We start from the raw sequence: 17,481 nt of genomic DNA on the forward strand, positions 1-17,481 counted from the left end.
AAAGGATTATGTAGAAATGCCTACCAGAGCCTAGATTTCAGTCGAACGATTTATTGATTTTATCTTCTTGTTTTGACAAAAAAAAATAACTTTCTGTGGTTTACTGTTATGAAAGGATATTAGTCATCCAATTATTATATGAGTTGTAATCGACTGATAGAACAAAAGATAGATGAAATAATTTATTCCTAGGAGTGATTGAATGGAATCTGTTTCAAGAGCTAGAACAAAGGCATTTAGTATGGAGAACACATTGGTTAGTAATGTACGTATGAAACTGTATACAGCTGGAAAGGAGTTATTCATCGATCGAGGTTGGTTATTTGTTATTGTTGGTTTTTTATTAGGACGGGCTGTTATTTTATCTGTAGTTTCTCCTTTTGCAGTCGCCTTCATAGCAACATTATGGTTTATGCATAAAGAAAAAGCTGCCAAAACATTATTAGCAACTGTCTTGGGTGCATTTACAATTTCCTCTTCCCATGGAATATTTATAGGTATTTCAATGTTTTTCTTTCTACTTTTAGTATCTATATTTAAAAAGATTAAAAACCAAACTGCAATACCTATTTTCGTATTTTTAGCAACCATTGGACCTAGAATATTTTTATATTCTATTAATGGACAACTATCATCTTACGAATGGATGTTAATTTTTGTAGAAGCGATATTAGGGACAGTCCTTGTATTGATATTTATGCAAAGTGTACCACTACTTTCCCAAAACCGTTATCGCCCAACTTTAAAAAATGAAGAGATAGTTTGTATGATTATTTTAATTGCTTCTATTCTAACAGGAACAGTCGGTTGGGAATTTTATGAAGCACAGGTTGAACAAGTTTTATCTCGTTACTTTGTATTGATTTTTGCATTTGTTGGTGGTGCCGCTATTGGATCAACGGTAGGTGTTGTAGCAGGGCTGATACTCTCTCTAGCTAATGTTGCTAATTTATATCAAATGAGTTTATTAGCTTTTTCCGGTTTACTTGGTGGTTTATTGAAAGAGGGTAAAAAAATAGGTGTTGGTGCGGGACTATTAGTAGGTACATTTCTCGTCGGAATATACGGTGACTCAAGTTCTCTAATCCCGTCACTCATTGAATCAACAATAGCTATTTGCTTATTTTTATTAACTCCAGCAAGTTGGTTTAAAAAAATATCACGATATATTCCTGGAACTGAGGAACACGCAAATGAGCAACAGCAATATTTACAAAAGGTTCGCAATGTAACTGCCAAAAGAGTAGAACAGTTTTCAGAAGTATTTGAAGCACTATCGAAAAGTTTTAGTTCAGCAGAACATTATGATATGGAAGATGCTGAGTCCGACCGTGAGACAGATTATTTTCTAAGCAATGTGACAGAAAAGACTTGTCAATCATGTTTTATGAAAGAAAGATGTTGGCAGCAACAGTTTGATACGACATACTCCTTAATGGGCGAACTAAAAAAAGATATTGAGATTTCACAAGAACCTGGAAGGAAATTGATTAGAGAATTTGAAAATCATTGTATAAAATCTCGAAAAGTCATTGATGTAATGAGAGAAGAAATGTCATATTTTGAAGCAAATCGGAAATTAAGAAAGCAAGTTTATGAAAGTAAAAAGTTAGTAGCCGAACAATTACAAGGTGTGTCAGATGTAATGGATGATTTTGCAAAGGAAATTCTTAAAGAAAGAGAGCAACATGAAAAGCAGGAAATGCAAATTATGAATGCTTTAAAATCAATCGGTATTGATTTGGAAAAATTAGATATATATCGATTAGATAAGGGTAATGTTGATATTGAAATGACAGCAGCTTTTTACAATTATCATGGTGAAGGAGAAAAACTAATAGCACCCGTTCTTTCAGATATTCTTAACGAAACAATCATTGTAAAGCAAGAAGAAATTTCTCCATTTCCTAATGGGTATTCCTTTATTTCCTTTAGCTCTGCAAAAGAGTTCACAGTAAAAACTGGGGTAGCCCATGCTGCAAAAGGTGGAGGAATAGTCTCGGGAGATAGTTACACAATGATTGAACTTGGTGAAGGGAAATACGCAATGGCGATTAGTGATGGAATGGGTAATGGAGCTCGTGCAAGTGAAGAAAGCAAGGAGACGTTGCGATTATTACAACAAATTTTGCAAACTGGAATTCCTGAAAAAGTTGCTATTAAATCTATTAATTCCATTCTGGCATTGCGAACAACAGATGAAATGTTTGCAACACTCGATTTAGCAGTTATTAACTTACACAATGCATTCGTTCGATTTTTAAAAATAGGCTCTACCCCTAGTTTTGTAAAGAGGGGAGATCAATTATTAAAAATTGAAGCAAGCAACTTACCAATGGGAATTATTCAAGAGTTTGAAGTAGATATTGTTAATGAACAATTACAATCTGAAGATATTCTAATTATGATGAGTGATGGAATTTTTGACGGTCCTAAGCATGTTGAAAATACAGACGTTTGGTTAAAACGCAAAATTCGAGAAATGGAAACAGAAAACCCACAAGATATAGCAGACTTATTACTTGAAGAAGTAATTCGTACACGTAATGGAGATATTGAAGATGACATGACAGTACTTGTTGCAAAAGTGAAGAAGAATATTCCAGAGTGGGCAACCTTTCCAATCTATCAAACGAATGCATGAGAAAATACTAGTATGTTTTCACGACAATACGTATACTTTCTATATTTTTAGTCGATGCTGACTAATGAAAAATATGGAGGTGTTTGTATTGAATAAGGGGACTTTAAAACAAATTCTATTAATCACAGATGGGTGCTCCAATAAAGGAGAAGATCCAGCTGCAACGGCAGCTTTGGCTCATCAGCAAGGTATTACTGTAAATGTAATTGGTATATTAGAAGATAATACTGAAGACCCAGATGGATTACAAGAAGTAGAGGAGATAGCCTTGTCTGGTGGCGGAGTAAGTCAGCTCGTCTATAAGCAGGCTCTATCACAAACTGTCCAAATGGTTACAAAACAAGCAATGACACAAACTTTACAAGGTTTTGTTAATAAAGAATTACAACAAATACTAGGAAAAGAACATACTATGGAAGACTTGGATCCAGAAAAACGTGGCGAAATTATGGAAGTAGTAGAAGATTTAGGAGAAACAAGTGATTTAGAAGTTCTCGTTTTAATTGATACAAGTGCTAGTATGCATGATAAGTTACCTACAGTAAAAGAAGCTTTATTGGATTTATCAATAAGCTTAAACTCTAGAGTAGGAAGAAATAGATTCAGTATATATAACTTTCCAGGTAAACGAAAGGATATTGATAAAGTACTAGACTGGTCTCCAAGACTTGACTCTATTTCATCAGTCTTTCCAAAACTTACAAGTGGAGGGATTACACCAACTGGCCCAGCTATACGAGACGCAATGTATCAATTTGGTAAAAAAGGTCTGTTAAGGAGCTTGAGAAGTAAAGATGAACAAGACATCGAGCAAGCATAATCCATTTTTAAGACCTGGAATGACTTTGACTGGTAAATGGCACAAAAAACGATATGTAATTATTCGAAAGCTTGGAAATGGTGCCATTGGGTCTGTTTATCTATGTGAAGTAGGTGGAAGAAAAGCTGCATTAAAGATAAGTGATAAAGGTTCTTCTATTACTATGGAAGTTAATGTGTTGAAATCACTAGGGAAGGTCCAAGGGAAAAGACTTGGACCTTATTTGTTGGATGTAGATGATTGGGTATCACCTACAGGAGAAATCTACTCATTTTATGTGATGGAATATATCCAAGGCGAGACACTTAATGAATTTATGAAACAACATGGTAGTGAGTGGTTAGGTGTCTTTATGCTACAACTATTAACAGATTTAGAATATTTGCACCAAGCTGGCTGGGTTTTTGGAGATTTGAAAGTAGATAATTTAATTGTTACTTCCTCTCCTTCAAGAATAAGGTGGGTTGATGTTGGTGGTACAACTCAAATAGGAAGGTCTATTAAAGAATATACAGAGTTTTATGATAGAGGATATTGGGGATTGGGTACTAGAAAAGCAGACCCTAGTTATGATTTATTTGCCTTAGTAATGGTTTTTTTATCTGTCTTCTATCCTAAGCATTTTCAAAAGGGACCAAATCCTCAAGCGACTATATTTAGAAAAATTAATGATGTAAAAGCCTTACACCCTTATAGCAGTTGTTTAAAAAAAGCAATCCAGGGAAAATATTTGACAAGTAAGGAAATGAAACAAGAGATATCTAAAATAATTTATGATTTACAAAAGCAACCAAATTCTCAACAAAGGAAAAAACAAAAAAACAAACCATCTATTTTGGAATCTATTGGTTTTTTAATAATTGCTTTAGGCTATTATTTAACATCGCTACTAATTCCTTAATGGGGATACAGATAATATGGTAAAATAAAGGGACTAGATAGTTAAGAAGGTGCATTTTTATGGATGATGTTGTCACGTCCTTTATTCAAAAACATCAGTTAATAAAACCTAATTCTACCGTTTTAGTTGCTGTATCTGGTGGGCCAGATTCTATGGCATTGTTATATTACTTTAAGACTATTCGAGAAAAATGGCAGTTAAATCTTATTGCGCTCTCTGTGGATCATAAGTTACGCGGTGAGGAAAGTAAACAAGATCTTGAATTTGTAAGAGATATTTGTCATAGGTGGAATGTGGCCTTTGTAGGAACAGCGGTGGATGTGAAAAAACATAAAGAAAAACATCAAGTTGGCACACAAGTTGCTGCTCGAACGTTACGTTACCAATTCTTTGAAGAGCAAATGGAGAAATTCCAAGCAGACTACCTAGCTATTGCTCATCATGGGGATGACCAATTGGAAACCTTGGTTATGAGATTAGTACGTTCTGCAAATTCTAGTTCTCTAACTGGTATATCTGCTAAAAGACCGTTTGCTTCTGGGGCTATTATTCGGCCACTCCTTTGTGTAACTAAGCAAGAGATAGAATCTTATTGTAAGAAGAACGATATCCAGTTTAGGCTTGATCCTTCTAATGAAAGTATTGACTATACACGTAACTATTTCCGAAAGAAGATTATTCCTCATTTAAAGAGTAAAAATGAAAATATACATAAAACAATACAGTATCTTAGTGAATCTTTAGCAATGGATGAGGAATTTCTAAAGCAAGAGGCAATAAAGTTGTTTAATGAAGTAGTACAAGTGCAAGATAATCCTCGTAAAGTTATGTTCGATATTGATGTGTTTCAATCACGTGCATCTGCTTTACAAAGGCGTGCCTATCATCTAATATTAAACTATCTATATGAAGATGATTTACCAAAGGATTTATCCTATGTCCATGAAGAACAAATCCAATCATTACTAAATAAAGAAAATGGTACGATTCAAATTGATTTTCCTCGGCATTTGAGGGTAGAAAAAGCATATAATAAACTTATCTTTTATTTTCATCATCATAATAAAATTCCATCACCATTCCATGAATTTTTACCCATTCCCGGGGAAGTGGTTTTACCTAATGGAGGGAAAATATACGCTACATATATAGATGAAATCCCATGCCATGATAAATATACATATATTTGTACGAGTGAAATTACTCTTCCTTTACAAGTGAGGACCCGTCAACCGGGTGATCGGATGACTTGGAAAGGGTTAAATGGTAGTAAAAAAATAAAAGATATTTTTATCGATGAAAAAATACCATTACATGAACGGAATAGTTGGCCGATAGTAACGGATAATAAAGGGGATATTATTTGGCTAGTAGGATTAAGGAAACAAGAAATTATGCCAAATAAGGGTAAATCAATATATATAAAGTTAAATTATGAACAGGGTACTTAGTAGGAGGGTTATTTTTGCATAACGATATTAAAGAAATACTTATCACAGAAGAAGAAATACAGGCTAAATGTAAAGAACTAGGAGAGCAGCTAACGAAAGAATACGAAGGTCGTTTTCCATTAGTAATTGGTGTGTTAAAAGGTGCATTACCGTTTATGTCAGATGTGTTACGACAAGTTCACACCCATTTAGAAATGGATTTCATGGATGTTTCAAGTTATGGTGGAACAAGTACAGTATCATCAGGTGAAGTCAAAATCTTAAAAGACTTAAATACAAAAGTAGAAGGTCGTGACTTACTAATAATTGAAGATATTATTGACAGTGGAAACACATTACGTTATTTAGTTGATCTATTTAAATATCGTAAAGCTAAATCCGTGAAAATAGTTACGTTACTTGATAAACCAACTGGTCGTACTGCTGAAATCCAAGCAGATTTAGTCGGATTTGAAGTCCCAGATGCATTTGTTGTGGGGTATGGATTGGACTATGATGAAAAATACCGTAATCTCCCATACATTGGTGTATTAAAACCAGAGATTTATGGAGCAAGTGAATAAAATAGATAGCAATTATGCTGCCCTTTATTTAGGGAGTAATTAGTTGAAAAATTTAAATTTTATATGATACTATTGTTAATAGTTTTTCCCGTTTGGGAGGAGGTAGGCAATGAACCGAGTATTCCGTAGTGCGTTTTTTTACTTAATTATATTTTTGGGTATTATAGCCGTCATCAGTTTATTAAGTGGCCAGCATGAACAAGCAGAAGAGTTAGATGTACAAGAATTTATGCAGTCACTTGAATCTGGCGAAATAAAAAATATGACGATGCAGCCCGTAAATGGTATTTATCGAATTTCAGGGGATCTGACTAATGACAAAGAATTTGTAGCACAGGTACCTGATAATGAAGAAGTAATTGCTGATATTACTAGAATGGGACGAGAACAAAGTGTCCTAAAAGTTCTACCAATGGATCAGCCAAGTATTTGGGTAACACTCCTAACAACAATGATTCCTTTCTTAATCATTGGACTGTTATTCTTCTTCTTACTTAGCCAAGCTCAAGGAGGCGGCGGTGGCCGTGTGATGAACTTTGGTAAAAGTAAGGCGAAAATGTATAACGAAGAAAAGAAAAAAGTTCGTTTTACCGATGTTGCTGGTGCTGATGAAGAAAAGCAAGAGCTTGTAGAAGTGGTTGAATTCTTAAAAGATCCACGTAAATTCTCTGCGATTGGTGCAAGAATTCCTAAAGGTGTTCTTTTAGTTGGACCTCCAGGGACTGGTAAAACGTTACTAGCAAGAGCTGTTGCTGGTGAAGCAGGAGTTCCATTCTTCTCCATCAGTGGTTCCGACTTCGTAGAAATGTTTGTTGGTGTCGGTGCATCTCGTGTCCGTGATTTATTCGAAAATGCAAAGAAAAACGCACCTTGTATAATATTTATTGATGAAATTGATGCTGTTGGACGTCAACGTGGTGCTGGTCTTGGCGGCGGCCATGATGAACGTGAACAGACATTAAACCAATTACTAGTTGAGATGGATGGTTTCGGTGCTAATGAAGGAATCATTATTATTGCAGCGACAAACCGCCCTGATATCCTAGACCCAGCTTTACTGCGCCCAGGTCGTTTTGATAGACAAATTACAGTTGATCGTCCTGATGTTAAAGGTCGTCAAGAAGTATTAAAGGTTCACGCGAAAGGTAAACCATTACATGCTTCTGTTGATTTAAAAACAATTGCAATGCGTACACCAGGGTTCTCTGGTGCAGATTTAGAAAACCTTCTTAACGAAGCAGCTTTAGTTGCAGCTAGACGAGATAAGAAGGAAATTGATATGACAGATGTCGATGAGGCAATCGACCGTGTAATTGCAGGTCCAGCTAAGAAGAATAGGGTCATATCAGAGAAAGAGCGAAATATTGTTGCATACCATGAAAGTGGTCATACAATAATCGGTATGGTATTAGATGATGCTGATATAGTTCATAAAGTTACTATCGTACCTCGTGGTCAAGCGGGTGGATATGCTGTAATGCTTCCAAAAGAAGATCGTTACTTTATGACAAAACCAGAGCTTTTCGATAAAATTACAGGTCTATTAGGAGGTCGTGTAGCTGAGGAAATTATCTTCGGTGAGGTAAGTACAGGAGCCTCTAATGACTTCCAACGTGCTACTGGAATTGCACGTCGTATGATTACTGAATTTGGTATGAGTGATAAATTAGGACCATTACAATACAGTAGTGGTGGAGGAGAAGTTTTCTTAGGTAGAGATATTGGTAATGATCAAAACTACAGTGATGCAATTGCACATGATATCGATAAAGAAATGCAAAACTTTATTAACTACTGTTATGATCGTGCGAAGACAATTCTTACTGAAAATCGTGACAAACTAGAACTTATTGCTCAAACACTTCTAGAAGTAGAGACATTAGATGCAAGACAAATAAAATCTCTATTTGAAGATGGCGTACTTCCTGAACCGGAAGAGTTTGATGATGAGGAATCAGATAAGGATGTAAAAGTAAATATCAACTCCAAGAAAGACGATAACCTTGTTGATTCTTATGAGGAAGCTAAAGAAAAAGCAGAGGAAAAGCTTAAAAGGGAAAATGAAGATAACGCGGATAACAAAGAATAATATGAAAGACAGCCTAATTCAGAGGCTGTCTTTTTTTGATATTCAACTTTCTAATAATACTTCCAGTTTCACTTACCTTTTTATATTTGGTATATTATTAAAGACTCATTTATTAACTCAGATTCATTCGTAAAATATTCGTTCCAATACACAAACTATATAGGAAGGACTCACACCATGTTATTTGTATTAGATGTTGGGAATACCAATACAGTATTAGGTGTCTTTTGTGATGATGAATTAAAATACCATTGGCGAATTAAGACAGATCGCTATAAAACAGAAGATGAATTTGCAATGCTAGTAAAGTCTTTATTTGAATGTAATGGAATTCATTTTACTGATATTACCGATGTAGTTATCTCTTCTGTTGTACCACCAATCATGTCTTCTTTAGAAAGAATGTGTACATTGTACTTTAATCTTGACCCATTAGTTGTAGGTAAAGAATCAGTAAAAACAAACTTAAAAATGTGTTATCCAAATCCAAGCGAAATTGGAGCAGATCGTATCGTGAATGCCGTGGGTGCATTGAAAGAACACCAAGCACCAATAATCATAATTGATTTTGGAACGGCTACAACATACTGTTATATTAATGAAGAAGAAGAATATTGTGGAGGAGTTATTTCCCCAGGGATTAATATTTCAATGGAAGCTTTGTACCAAAGAGCATCGAAGCTCCCAAAGATTGAAATAGAAGCTCCTAAAAATGTAGTAGGAACATCGACAATTGAAGCAATGAAGTCAGGGCTATTTTACGGATATATCGGTCAAGTGGATGGAATTGTAAGCCGTATTAAGAAAAATTCCGGAAAAGAAGCACATGTAATTGCGACAGGCGGATTATCCCAGCTAATAGGGGAGTCCTCCGAAACGATTAATTCTGTTGATCCATTTTTAACACTAAAGGGATTATATGAAATATACAAAATGAACAAGTAAAGGAGTTTTTCACATGTCAGATTACTTAATTAGAGGAACTGCATTAGATGGCATGGTTCGTGCATTTGCTATAAGGTCTACTAAAATGGTAGAAGAAGCAAGAAGAAGGCAAGATACTTGGGCTACAGCATCTGCTGCAATGGGTCGTACAATGACTATTTCTGCAATGATGGCAGCTATGCTAAAAGGAGATAACTCTATTACAGTCAAAGTTGAGGGTGGTGGTCCCATCGGTGCAATAGTGGTTGATGCTAATGCTAAAGGTGAGGTTCGTGCCTATGTTACCAATCCTCATGTTGATTTTGACTTAAATGAAAAAGGTAAACTAGACGTACGTCGTGCTGTTGGTACAACCGGAAGTTTAAGTATTGTAAAAGATTTAGGATTACGTGACTTTTTCACAGGTCAGGTACCAATAGTTTCCGGGGAAATAAGTGAGGATTTTACTTATTACTTTGCTACATCTGAACAAGTTCCGTCAGCTGTTGGAGCGGGTGTACTTGTGAACCCAGATCTTACAATTTTAGCAAGCGGTGGTTTTATTGTTCAAGTGATGCCTGGAGCAGATGATACAGCAATCGGACAATTAGAGGAACGGATTCAATCATTCCCACCTATATCTTCCCTAGTACGTGAAGGCAAAACACCTGAAGAAATATTGGAGCTGTTATTTAAAGATGGTGGTTTAAAAATTCACGAGAAGATGCCGGTTCAATTTAAGTGTAAATGCTCAAAGGAAAGATTGGCGAATGCGATTATCGGTTTAGGTAAAGATGAAATAAAACAAATGATTGAAGAAGATCACGGAGCTGAAGCAAGTTGCCATTTCTGTAACGAAACATATCGCTTCTCAGAAGAAGAACTTGAATCATTAATCCAGGAATAAGTTAAGAGGAATGTACTATGTCGAAAAAATTGCTACTCAGTATTACTATACTACTCCTAATTACTAATGTAACTACAATGCTTCTTTGGAAAAATGACCAATCAGAAGGCACTTTAGTTGAGGACGAGAAAATTGATACAAAAAAACCAGTTGCAACAATAGCTGGAACAGATATAACATATGAAGAATGGATGGGATCATTACGAGTTAATCATGGTAAAAAGGAACTAAAGAACATGATTGATCGCTCTATCGTGGAGAAACTTGCAGATGAAAGTAATATAACAGTAAGCGATAAAATAATTGAGAGAGATATTGCTCTATTGACAACGATGCAAGGTGTAACTAAAAAGGAAACACTTGATGAATTAGAAAAAAAATGGCGAGACGATATAATATATCGTTATCAGCTCGAAGCACTTCTTGCACAAGATATCCAAGTTGATGAGCAAGATATTCAAGCTTATTATACAAAGTATAAGAATCAATATCAGTTTAATGAGTCATTACAGTTTTCTCATATATTAGTTTCGACAATGGATGAAGCTGAGAAAATTTATAAAGAGTTAGAAGAAGGGGCTTCTTTTCCTTTGTTAGCAAAAGAATATTCTATTGATGATGAAACGAAAGCTAATGGTGGTTATCTCGGATTTAATTCTAAAAACACTGAGTTTTTACCGGCTAATTATTTTGAGATTGCTGAGGAGCTAAGTGAGTATTCGTTCAGTAAACCTTTTGTAACAAACAACGGAGTAGCTATTCTCTATTTGCACAAATATTTACCGGAGATAAGTTACTCATATGATGAACTAAAACCATATATACGAAGTGAACTTGCATTACAGTCAACAGATCAACATTTAAACTCAGATCCATTATGGGAAAAAATAGATATAAATTGGATATATGGAGAATAATATATAATTGAATAGTGACTTTGTTACTGCAACATGCAACAGTAACCATATAGCAAAAGCATCTCCGAGTATTATTCGGAAATGCTTTTTTTCTAGTAAAATAACCCGCCTATTTATAGTTGTTTTAGTTGACAGTAAGTACTATTTAAGATTACATTATATATAAATCCTATAAGTTTAGTAGGAATTATAAGGAGGTAATTGTTAATGAGAGTAGCAGATAATATTACCGGCTTAATCGGTGAAACACCAATTGTAAAATTAAACCATTTAACGGATGAAAATAGTGCGGATGTATATGTCAAATTAGAATACTTTAATCCAGGTAGTTCCGTAAAAGATCGTATTGCACTAGCGATGATTGAGGCAGCTGAAAAAGATGGAACTCTAAAAGAAGGCGGGACAATTGTTGAGCCAACTAGTGGAAACACTGGAATTGGATTAGCTATGGTAGCGGCTGCTAAAGGATACCGTACTGTAATTGTTATGCCAGAAACAATGAGTAAAGAGCGCCGTAATATTTTACGTGCTTATGGAGCAGAATTAATTCTAACTCCAGGTCCAGATGGAATGAAAGGTGCTATTAAAAAGGCGGAAGAATTAGCTAAAGAAAAAGGCTATTTCATGCCACAACAGTTTAACAACCCTGCCAATCCAGAAGTACATGCTCGTACAACAGGCCAAGAAATTGTTAAGCAAATGAACGATGGCTTAGATGCATTTGTATCAGGTGTTGGTACTGGTGGAACGGTAACAGGTGCTGGAAAAGTAATTAAAGACCACTTTGATGGTGTTAAGGTATATGCAGTAGAACCAACAGATTCAGCGGTACTATCAGGTGGAAATCCTGGACCACATAAAATCCAAGGGCTAGGTGCCGGGTTTGTTCCCACAGTATTAAATACAGAAGTGTATGACGGGGTAATTCAAGTTTCTAACGATGAAGCATTTGAAGCATCACGAAAAGTGGCGAAAACTAATGGAATCTTAGGCGGTATTTCATCTGGTGCAGCAGTAGTGGCAGCCTTAAGAGTCGCTAAAGATTTAGGAAAAGGTAAAAAGGTGTTAGCAGTTTTACCTGATAATGGAGAAAGATATCTTTCTACTCCGCTTTATCAATTTGATGAAGAATAAATATTTAAAAGGCTAGTATCAGAAAATGATGCTAGCCTTTTTTTATTGTGATAGGATGGTACTAGAAATTGTATTAAGAAGGAGAAATCCATTTATGATCTTAAAAACAACATCAAAAACATATGATTTGTCTAAACGAACATATATTATGGGAATATTAAATGTTACACCAGATTCATTTTCGGATGGTGGTAGCTATACAACAATAGAAAAGGCAGTAGAACAAGCTGTAAAAATGGAACGTCTTGGAGCGGATATTATCGATATCGGAGGCGAATCTACTCGCCCAGATCATGCTCCTATTTCTGTAGAGGAAGAATTAGAGCGTGTCCTTCCTATCATTAAAGCAGTAAAAGATGCGATAAGTATTCCGATATCTATAGATACGTACAAAGCGGAAACAGCTAGACAAGCAATCGAGGCGGGAGCAGAAATTATTAATGATGTGTGGGGAGCAAAGAAAGAACCAGAAATAGCTAGCATTGCTGCACGTTATAATGTACCTATTATTCTTATGCATAATCGTACAAATGAAAACTATACTTCGTTACTAGATGATATGAAGTGTGACTTAGAAGAAAGTATTGAAATTGCATTACGTGCTGGAGTACCAGTGGAAAATATTATACTAGATCCAGGTATAGGATTTGCTAAAAATGCAAAAGACAATCTCGTCGTAATGAATAATCTAGATAAGCTAACAAATATGGGTTACCCCTTATTATTGGCAACTTCTAGAAAACGGTTTATAGGGGAAGTACTGAATGTCCCACCAAAAGAAAGAGACAACGGTACCGCAGCCACAACATGTTTAGGCATTTCAAAGGGAGCAAATATAGTACGAGTTCATAATGTGAAATTACATGTTGAAGTGGCAAAAATGATGGATGCTATGTTAAGGGTGGAGGAGAAATAATGGATAAAATTATCTTAACTAATATGAGATTTTATGGATTTCACGGATTGCTTCCTGAAGAGAAAAAATTAGGACAACGATTTAATGTCGATTTAGAGTTATATTTAGATACGAGTAAAGCGGGAAATAGTGATAATATGCATTACTCCATAGATTATAGTAAAGTATATCAAAAGGTAAAAGCCGTTGTGGAAGGTAAATCAAAAAATCTCATCGAAGCGGTAGCTGAATCAGTAGCTGCTAATTTGTTAGCTTCTTTTACTCTTTTAGAAGCTTGCAGGGTGAAGGTTATAAAACCAGACCCTCCTATCCCAGGACATTATGAATCAGTAGCCGTAGAAATTTTCCGGGAGAAGTCACATGAATAAAGCATATATTGCATTAGGAACTAATATAGAACCAAGAATAAAATACTTAAAAGATGCCATTAGCATACTGGAAGAAAGTCAAATGATACAAATTCAAAGTAAGTCTTCTATTTACGAAACTCCTCCAGTTGGTTATACAGATCAAGCCGACTTTTTAAATATGGTGATTGAACTGAAGACAAGCTTAACTTCCAATCAGTTATTGACTCTATGCCAACAAATAGAAGGTGAGTTAGGGAGAAAAAGGGTAATTCGGAATGGACCAAGAACGATTGACCTAGATATCCTAGTATATAACCAAGAAAGTAAAAAAACAGACGAGCTAATTTTGCCTCACCCTAGAATGCATCAGCGAGGGTTTGTATTAATCCCTTTGAATGAAATTGCACCTGATTTAGCAGTTCCAACCTTGAAAAGTTCAGTTAGCGAATTGCTTCAAGCACTTCCTGAAAAAGAGAAAAGGGACATAACACAATGGATACAGACAGACTCGGAAGAAGAATAAAAGCTTATCGTAAGTTAAAAGGGTATACACAAGTTATGTTCGCAAAAGAACTTAACATTTCCTTGAATATTTTAGGAGAGATTGAAAGAGGCACTCGAAAGATAACAGAGGAAAATATAAAAAAAATATCAGATACACTTAATATAGATAAAAATGAAATACTTGGAGTGGAGGACAAATGACATGTGGAAAATCAGAGACATTACCATTCCAAATCAAGTTACACTAGCACCAATGGCTGGAGTAAGTAATTGGGCTTTTCGGTTAACTGTAAAAGAGTTTGGTGCGGGACTCATTACTGCAGAAATGGTTAGTGATAAAGGGATACTAAATAGAAATAAAAATACGATGAAAATGTTATATATAGATGAGCAAGAAATGCCAATGAGCCTTCAAATATTTGGTGGTGATAAGGATAATCTTGTTCAAGCAGCGCAATATGTAGATCAAAATACCAATGCATCAATTATTGATATCAATATGGGGTGTCCAGCTCCAAAAATTACGAAGGTTGATGCTGGTTCACGCTGGTTACTTGATCCAGATAAAATCTACCAAATGGTTAAAGCTGTTGTAGAAAACACGGACAAACCAGTTACCGTTAAGATGAGAACCGGATGGGATGAGGATCATATTTTTGCCGTTGACAATGCAAAAGCGGTAGAAGCAGCTGGTGGAAGTGCTATTGGACTTCATGGAAGAACGAGAAAACAAATGTATGAGGGATATGCTAATTGGGATATAATAAAAGACGTTAAATCAGCAGTAAGCATTCCTATAATTGGTAATGGGGATATAGATAGCCCAGAGATTGCAAAACAACGTATAGATGAGACGGGTGTAGATGCAGTTATGATTGGTCGCGCTGCACTAGGTAACCCTTGGATAATCTATCAAATTGTTAAATATCTAGATACAGGAATATTAATAGATGCTCCTACTCCACAAGAAAAAATTGATGTTTGCATTCTTCATATGGACAGACTTATTAAACTAAAAGGCGAAAAGGTTGCTATAATGGAGATGAGAAAGCATGCGGCTTGGTACTTAAAAGGAATTGACGGAAGTGGAAAAGCAAGAAAACAAATTAATCAGGCAGAGACTCGAGACCATTTAATTAATATCTTTTTTGAATTCGTTAAAGAAGTAGAAGAAGCAATGACAGCTTCATAATAAATAGTTCTGACATAATCTGCTAGAAAAATCTAGCGGATTTTTCTTTTGGGACAATATATAGTATCATTAGTTGATATATAAGCCTTTTGAGGTGTAAAATGTAGGTTATGTTGAGATAATAACTATCTAATTATATAGTAGTTGCACTGTAATTTATTTTAATAATATAGTAATGGAGTTGGTAAAGATGTCTGAAGAATTAAATGAACATATGCGTGTTCGGAGAGAAAAATTAGATACATATCGTGAAAAAGGATTAGACCCTTTTGGTGGAAAATTTGAGCGTACTGATTTTGCAAAAGATTTACAAGAAAAGTATGAACAGTATTCAAAAGAGGAATTAGGGGAAGCAGACTACCAAGTAACTATCGCCGGAAGAGTAATGACAAAGCGAGGAAAAGGTAAGGCTGGTTTTGCCCATATACAAGATTTAAGTGGACAAATCCAATTATATGTAAGAAAAGATGCAATTGGAGAAGAAGCATATGAAATCTTTAATACAGTAGACCTTGGTGATATCGTTGGTGTCACAGGAACTATGTTTAAAACGAATGTAGGGGAACTTTCTGTAAAAGTAGATGAGTTTCACTTACTTTCAAAGTCATTACGTCCTCTTCCAGAGAAATATCATGGATTAAAAGATGTAGAACAAAGATATCGCCAACGTTATCTTGATCTAATAACTAACTTAGAGAGTAGAGAAACGTTTGTTACTCGTAGTAAAATCATTCGTGAAATGCGAAATTATCTAGATGCTCAAGGTTTCTTAGAAGTAGAAACTCCAATGATGCATAGTATCCCTGGGGGAGCAAGTGCTAGGCCATTCATTACCCATCATAATGCATTAGATATTCCACTGTATATGCGTATTGCAATTGAACTACATTTAAAGCGCCTAATCGTAGGTGGAATTGAAAAAGTATATGAAATTGGTAGAGTCTTCCGTAATGAAGGAGTCTCAACTCGACATAATCCAGAATTTACAATGATAGAACTATACGAAGCTTATGCAGATTATCACGATATTATGGAACTTACTGAAAATATGATTGCTCATATTGCGCAAAAAGTACATGGCACAACGAAAATTACGTACGGTGAACATGAAATTGATCTAGAACCAAAGTGGAAAAGAATCCATATGGTAGATGCGGTTAAGGAACATACTGGTGTTGACTTCTGGGAAAACATGAGTGATGAAAAAGCCAGAGAACTAGCTAAAGAACATGGAGTAGAAATTAAAGACAATATGGCATTTGGTCATGTTGTAAACGAGTTCTTTGAACAAAAGGTAGAAGAGAAACTTATCCAGCCAACATTTGTCTATGGTCATCCTGTGGAGATTTCACCACTTGCTAAAAAGAATAAGGAAGATGAACGTTTTACTGATCGATTTGAGTTATTTATTGTTGCGAGAGAACATGCTAATGCCTTTAGTGAGTTAAATGATCCAATAGATCAACGCGAACGTTTTGAAGCACAAGTTAAAGAAAGAGCAGAAGGAAACGATGAAGCGCACCTTATGGATGAAGATTTCATAGAAGCGCTTGAATATGGAATGCCTCCAACTGGTGGATTAGGAATTGGTATTGATCGTTTAGTTATGCTACTTACAAACGCGCCTTCAATTCGAGATGTATTATTATTCCCGCAAATGAGGAATAAATAAAAGGTAAATAGAAATGATAATATAGAAAGAAGCTGTCAGTTTAAATGCGGCTTCTTTCTTCATTAAATACTATAGAAGTACCTTAATATAATGCAGAGTTCTAGCACATTTAATTATTAACCATATATTTCCTGTAATAAATGGTTGATTTAGGGGAAAAATCATGGTAAATTAAATATCGTTGCTTTGCTAGCAACAATAATTGATTTAACAATTTAATAAATTAATTGTTGACATCAGTTAACTAGCGTGATATATTAATAAAGTCGCTAAAACAAGCGGCGCGCAAGATTGAAAAAAACTTATAAAAAAGTGTTGACATCAAATGTAATAAATGATATTATATAAGAGTTGACACAAAAACAACATCTAAGATTTTGCTCCTTGAAAACTGAACAAAACAACCAGTATGTAAGAAAAAACATACCCTGTTTTTTCTATTAAATAAATCTAAAGCTAGCGTGCTTTAGTAGCTAAGAATGTAATTGACTCGTTCA

16 protein-coding genes are annotated in these 17,481 nt (G+C 35.1%); all 16 read left to right on the plus strand.

Going from position 1 to position 17,481, the window contains the following annotated elements:
• The first annotated feature begins 202 nt into the window (after positions 1 to 202).
• The 16 genes from spoIIE (at position 203) to lysS (ending at position 16,984) form a co-directional block, all read left to right on the plus strand.
• On the plus strand, positions 203 to 2,644 hold the full coding sequence (gene spoIIE, locus IEV35_RS06810; protein ID WP_188383924.1) for a stage II sporulation protein E: 2,442 nt from the start codon (positions 203 to 205) through the stop codon (positions 2,642 to 2,644).
• An 88-nt stretch (positions 2,645 to 2,732) separates the two neighbouring features.
• A complete protein-coding gene (locus IEV35_RS06815; RefSeq protein ID WP_188383925.1) occupies positions 2,733 to 3,464 on the plus strand; it encodes a VWA domain-containing protein in 732 nt (243 codons plus the stop codon).
• Entirely contained in the window at positions 3,439 to 4,365 is a 927-nt protein-coding gene (gene prkT / locus IEV35_RS06820) for a serine/threonine protein kinase PrkT (RefSeq protein WP_188383926.1), read from the plus strand. Before IEV35_RS06815 ends, prkT begins: the two co-directional genes overlap by 26 nt.
• Before the next feature lie 59 nt (positions 4,366 to 4,424).
• The gene (gene tilS / locus IEV35_RS06825) at positions 4,425 to 5,816 is read left to right on the plus strand and encodes a tRNA lysidine(34) synthetase TilS (protein ID WP_188383927.1); all 1,392 of its coding nucleotides are present in this window, start codon (positions 4,425 to 4,427) and stop codon (positions 5,814 to 5,816) included.
• Positions 5,817 to 5,830: 14 nt separating this feature from the next.
• Positions 5,831 to 6,379, plus strand: a complete 549-nt coding sequence (gene hpt, locus IEV35_RS06830) for a hypoxanthine phosphoribosyltransferase (protein ID WP_188383928.1) — start codon at positions 5,831 to 5,833, stop codon at positions 6,377 to 6,379.
• Positions 6,380 to 6,488: 109 nt separating this feature from the next.
• Entirely contained in the window at positions 6,489 to 8,468 is a 1,980-nt protein-coding gene (ftsH, locus tag IEV35_RS06835) for an ATP-dependent zinc metalloprotease FtsH (RefSeq protein ID WP_188383929.1), read from the plus strand.
• A gap of 177 nt (positions 8,469 to 8,645) precedes the next feature.
• Positions 8,646 to 9,413 (plus strand): type III pantothenate kinase, encoded by a 768-nt coding sequence (locus tag IEV35_RS06840; protein ID WP_188383930.1) that lies wholly within the window; start codon positions 8,646 to 8,648, stop codon positions 9,411 to 9,413.
• A 13-nt stretch (positions 9,414 to 9,426) separates the two neighbouring features.
• Positions 9,427 to 10,299, plus strand: a complete 873-nt coding sequence (gene hslO / locus IEV35_RS06845) for an Hsp33 family molecular chaperone HslO (protein ID WP_188383931.1) — start codon at positions 9,427 to 9,429, stop codon at positions 10,297 to 10,299.
• Positions 10,300 to 10,316: 17 nt separating this feature from the next.
• Complete coding sequence (locus IEV35_RS06850; RefSeq protein WP_188383932.1) at positions 10,317 to 11,216, plus strand: peptidylprolyl isomerase; 900 nt, start codon at positions 10,317 to 10,319, stop codon at positions 11,214 to 11,216.
• 207 nt (positions 11,217 to 11,423) lie between these two features.
• Positions 11,424 to 12,350, plus strand: coding sequence for a cysteine synthase A (cysK, locus tag IEV35_RS06855; RefSeq protein WP_188383933.1), 927 nt, complete (start codon positions 11,424 to 11,426; stop codon positions 12,348 to 12,350).
• Positions 12,351 to 12,444: 94 nt separating this feature from the next.
• Positions 12,445 to 13,266, plus strand: a complete 822-nt coding sequence (folP, locus tag IEV35_RS06860) for a dihydropteroate synthase (RefSeq protein WP_188383934.1) — start codon at positions 12,445 to 12,447, stop codon at positions 13,264 to 13,266.
• On the plus strand, positions 13,266 to 13,634 hold the full coding sequence (gene folB / locus IEV35_RS06865) for a dihydroneopterin aldolase (protein ID WP_188383935.1): 369 nt from the start codon (positions 13,266 to 13,268) through the stop codon (positions 13,632 to 13,634). Before folP ends, folB begins: the two co-directional genes overlap by 1 nt.
• Positions 13,627 to 14,139, plus strand: a complete 513-nt coding sequence (gene folK, locus IEV35_RS06870; protein WP_188383936.1) for a 2-amino-4-hydroxy-6-hydroxymethyldihydropteridine diphosphokinase — start codon at positions 13,627 to 13,629, stop codon at positions 14,137 to 14,139. The genes folB and folK overlap by 8 nt, the downstream gene beginning before the upstream one ends.
• Positions 14,109 to 14,321, plus strand: a complete 213-nt coding sequence (locus tag IEV35_RS06875; protein WP_188383937.1) for a helix-turn-helix domain-containing protein — start codon at positions 14,109 to 14,111, stop codon at positions 14,319 to 14,321. Before folK ends, IEV35_RS06875 begins: the two co-directional genes overlap by 31 nt.
• 1 nt (position 14,322) lies before the next feature.
• Positions 14,323 to 15,312 carry a tRNA dihydrouridine synthase DusB gene (dusB, locus tag IEV35_RS06880; RefSeq protein WP_188383938.1) on the plus strand — a complete coding sequence of 330 codons (990 nt, stop codon included), beginning with the start codon at positions 14,323 to 14,325 and terminating at the stop codon, positions 15,310 to 15,312.
• Positions 15,313 to 15,502: 190 nt separating this feature from the next.
• Positions 15,503 to 16,984 (plus strand): lysine--tRNA ligase, encoded by a 1,482-nt coding sequence (lysS, locus tag IEV35_RS06885; RefSeq protein ID WP_188383939.1) that lies wholly within the window; start codon positions 15,503 to 15,505, stop codon positions 16,982 to 16,984.
• Positions 16,985 to 17,481 lie beyond the last annotated feature (497 nt).

The organism is Ornithinibacillus halotolerans (assembly GCF_014637405.1).
Lineage (GTDB): Bacteria > Bacillota > Bacilli > Bacillales > Amphibacillaceae > Ornithinibacillus > Ornithinibacillus halotolerans.

Excerpts from the sequence above, each read along its gene's own strand:
- IEV35_RS06850 (WP_188383932.1), top strand. The coding sequence starts at position 10,317 with ATGTCGAAAAAATTGCTACTCAGTATTACTATACTACTCCTAATTACT.
- folK (WP_188383936.1), top strand. The coding sequence starts at position 13,627 with ATGAATAAAGCATATATTGCATTAGGAACTAATATAGAACCAAGAATA.
- folB (WP_188383935.1), top strand. The coding sequence starts at position 13,266 with ATGGATAAAATTATCTTAACTAATATGAGATTTTATGGATTTCACGGA.
- prkT (WP_188383926.1), top strand. The coding sequence starts at position 3,439 with ATGAACAAGACATCGAGCAAGCATAATCCATTTTTAAGACCTGGAATG.
- tilS (WP_188383927.1), top strand. The coding sequence starts at position 4,425 with ATGGATGATGTTGTCACGTCCTTTATTCAAAAACATCAGTTAATAAAA.
- spoIIE (WP_188383924.1), top strand. The coding sequence starts at position 203 with ATGGAATCTGTTTCAAGAGCTAGAACAAAGGCATTTAGTATGGAGAAC.
- cysK (WP_188383933.1), top strand. The coding sequence starts at position 11,424 with ATGAGAGTAGCAGATAATATTACCGGCTTAATCGGTGAAACACCAATT.
- hslO (WP_188383931.1), top strand. The coding sequence starts at position 9,427 with ATGTCAGATTACTTAATTAGAGGAACTGCATTAGATGGCATGGTTCGT.
- ftsH (WP_188383929.1), top strand. The coding sequence starts at position 6,489 with ATGAACCGAGTATTCCGTAGTGCGTTTTTTTACTTAATTATATTTTTG.
- lysS (WP_188383939.1), top strand. The coding sequence starts at position 15,503 with ATGTCTGAAGAATTAAATGAACATATGCGTGTTCGGAGAGAAAAATTA.
- dusB (WP_188383938.1), top strand. The coding sequence starts at position 14,323 with ATGTGGAAAATCAGAGACATTACCATTCCAAATCAAGTTACACTAGCA.
- IEV35_RS06840 (WP_188383930.1), top strand. The coding sequence starts at position 8,646 with ATGTTATTTGTATTAGATGTTGGGAATACCAATACAGTATTAGGTGTC.
- folP (WP_188383934.1), top strand. The coding sequence starts at position 12,445 with ATGATCTTAAAAACAACATCAAAAACATATGATTTGTCTAAACGAACA.
- IEV35_RS06875 (WP_188383937.1), top strand. The coding sequence starts at position 14,109 with ATGGATACAGACAGACTCGGAAGAAGAATAAAAGCTTATCGTAAGTTA.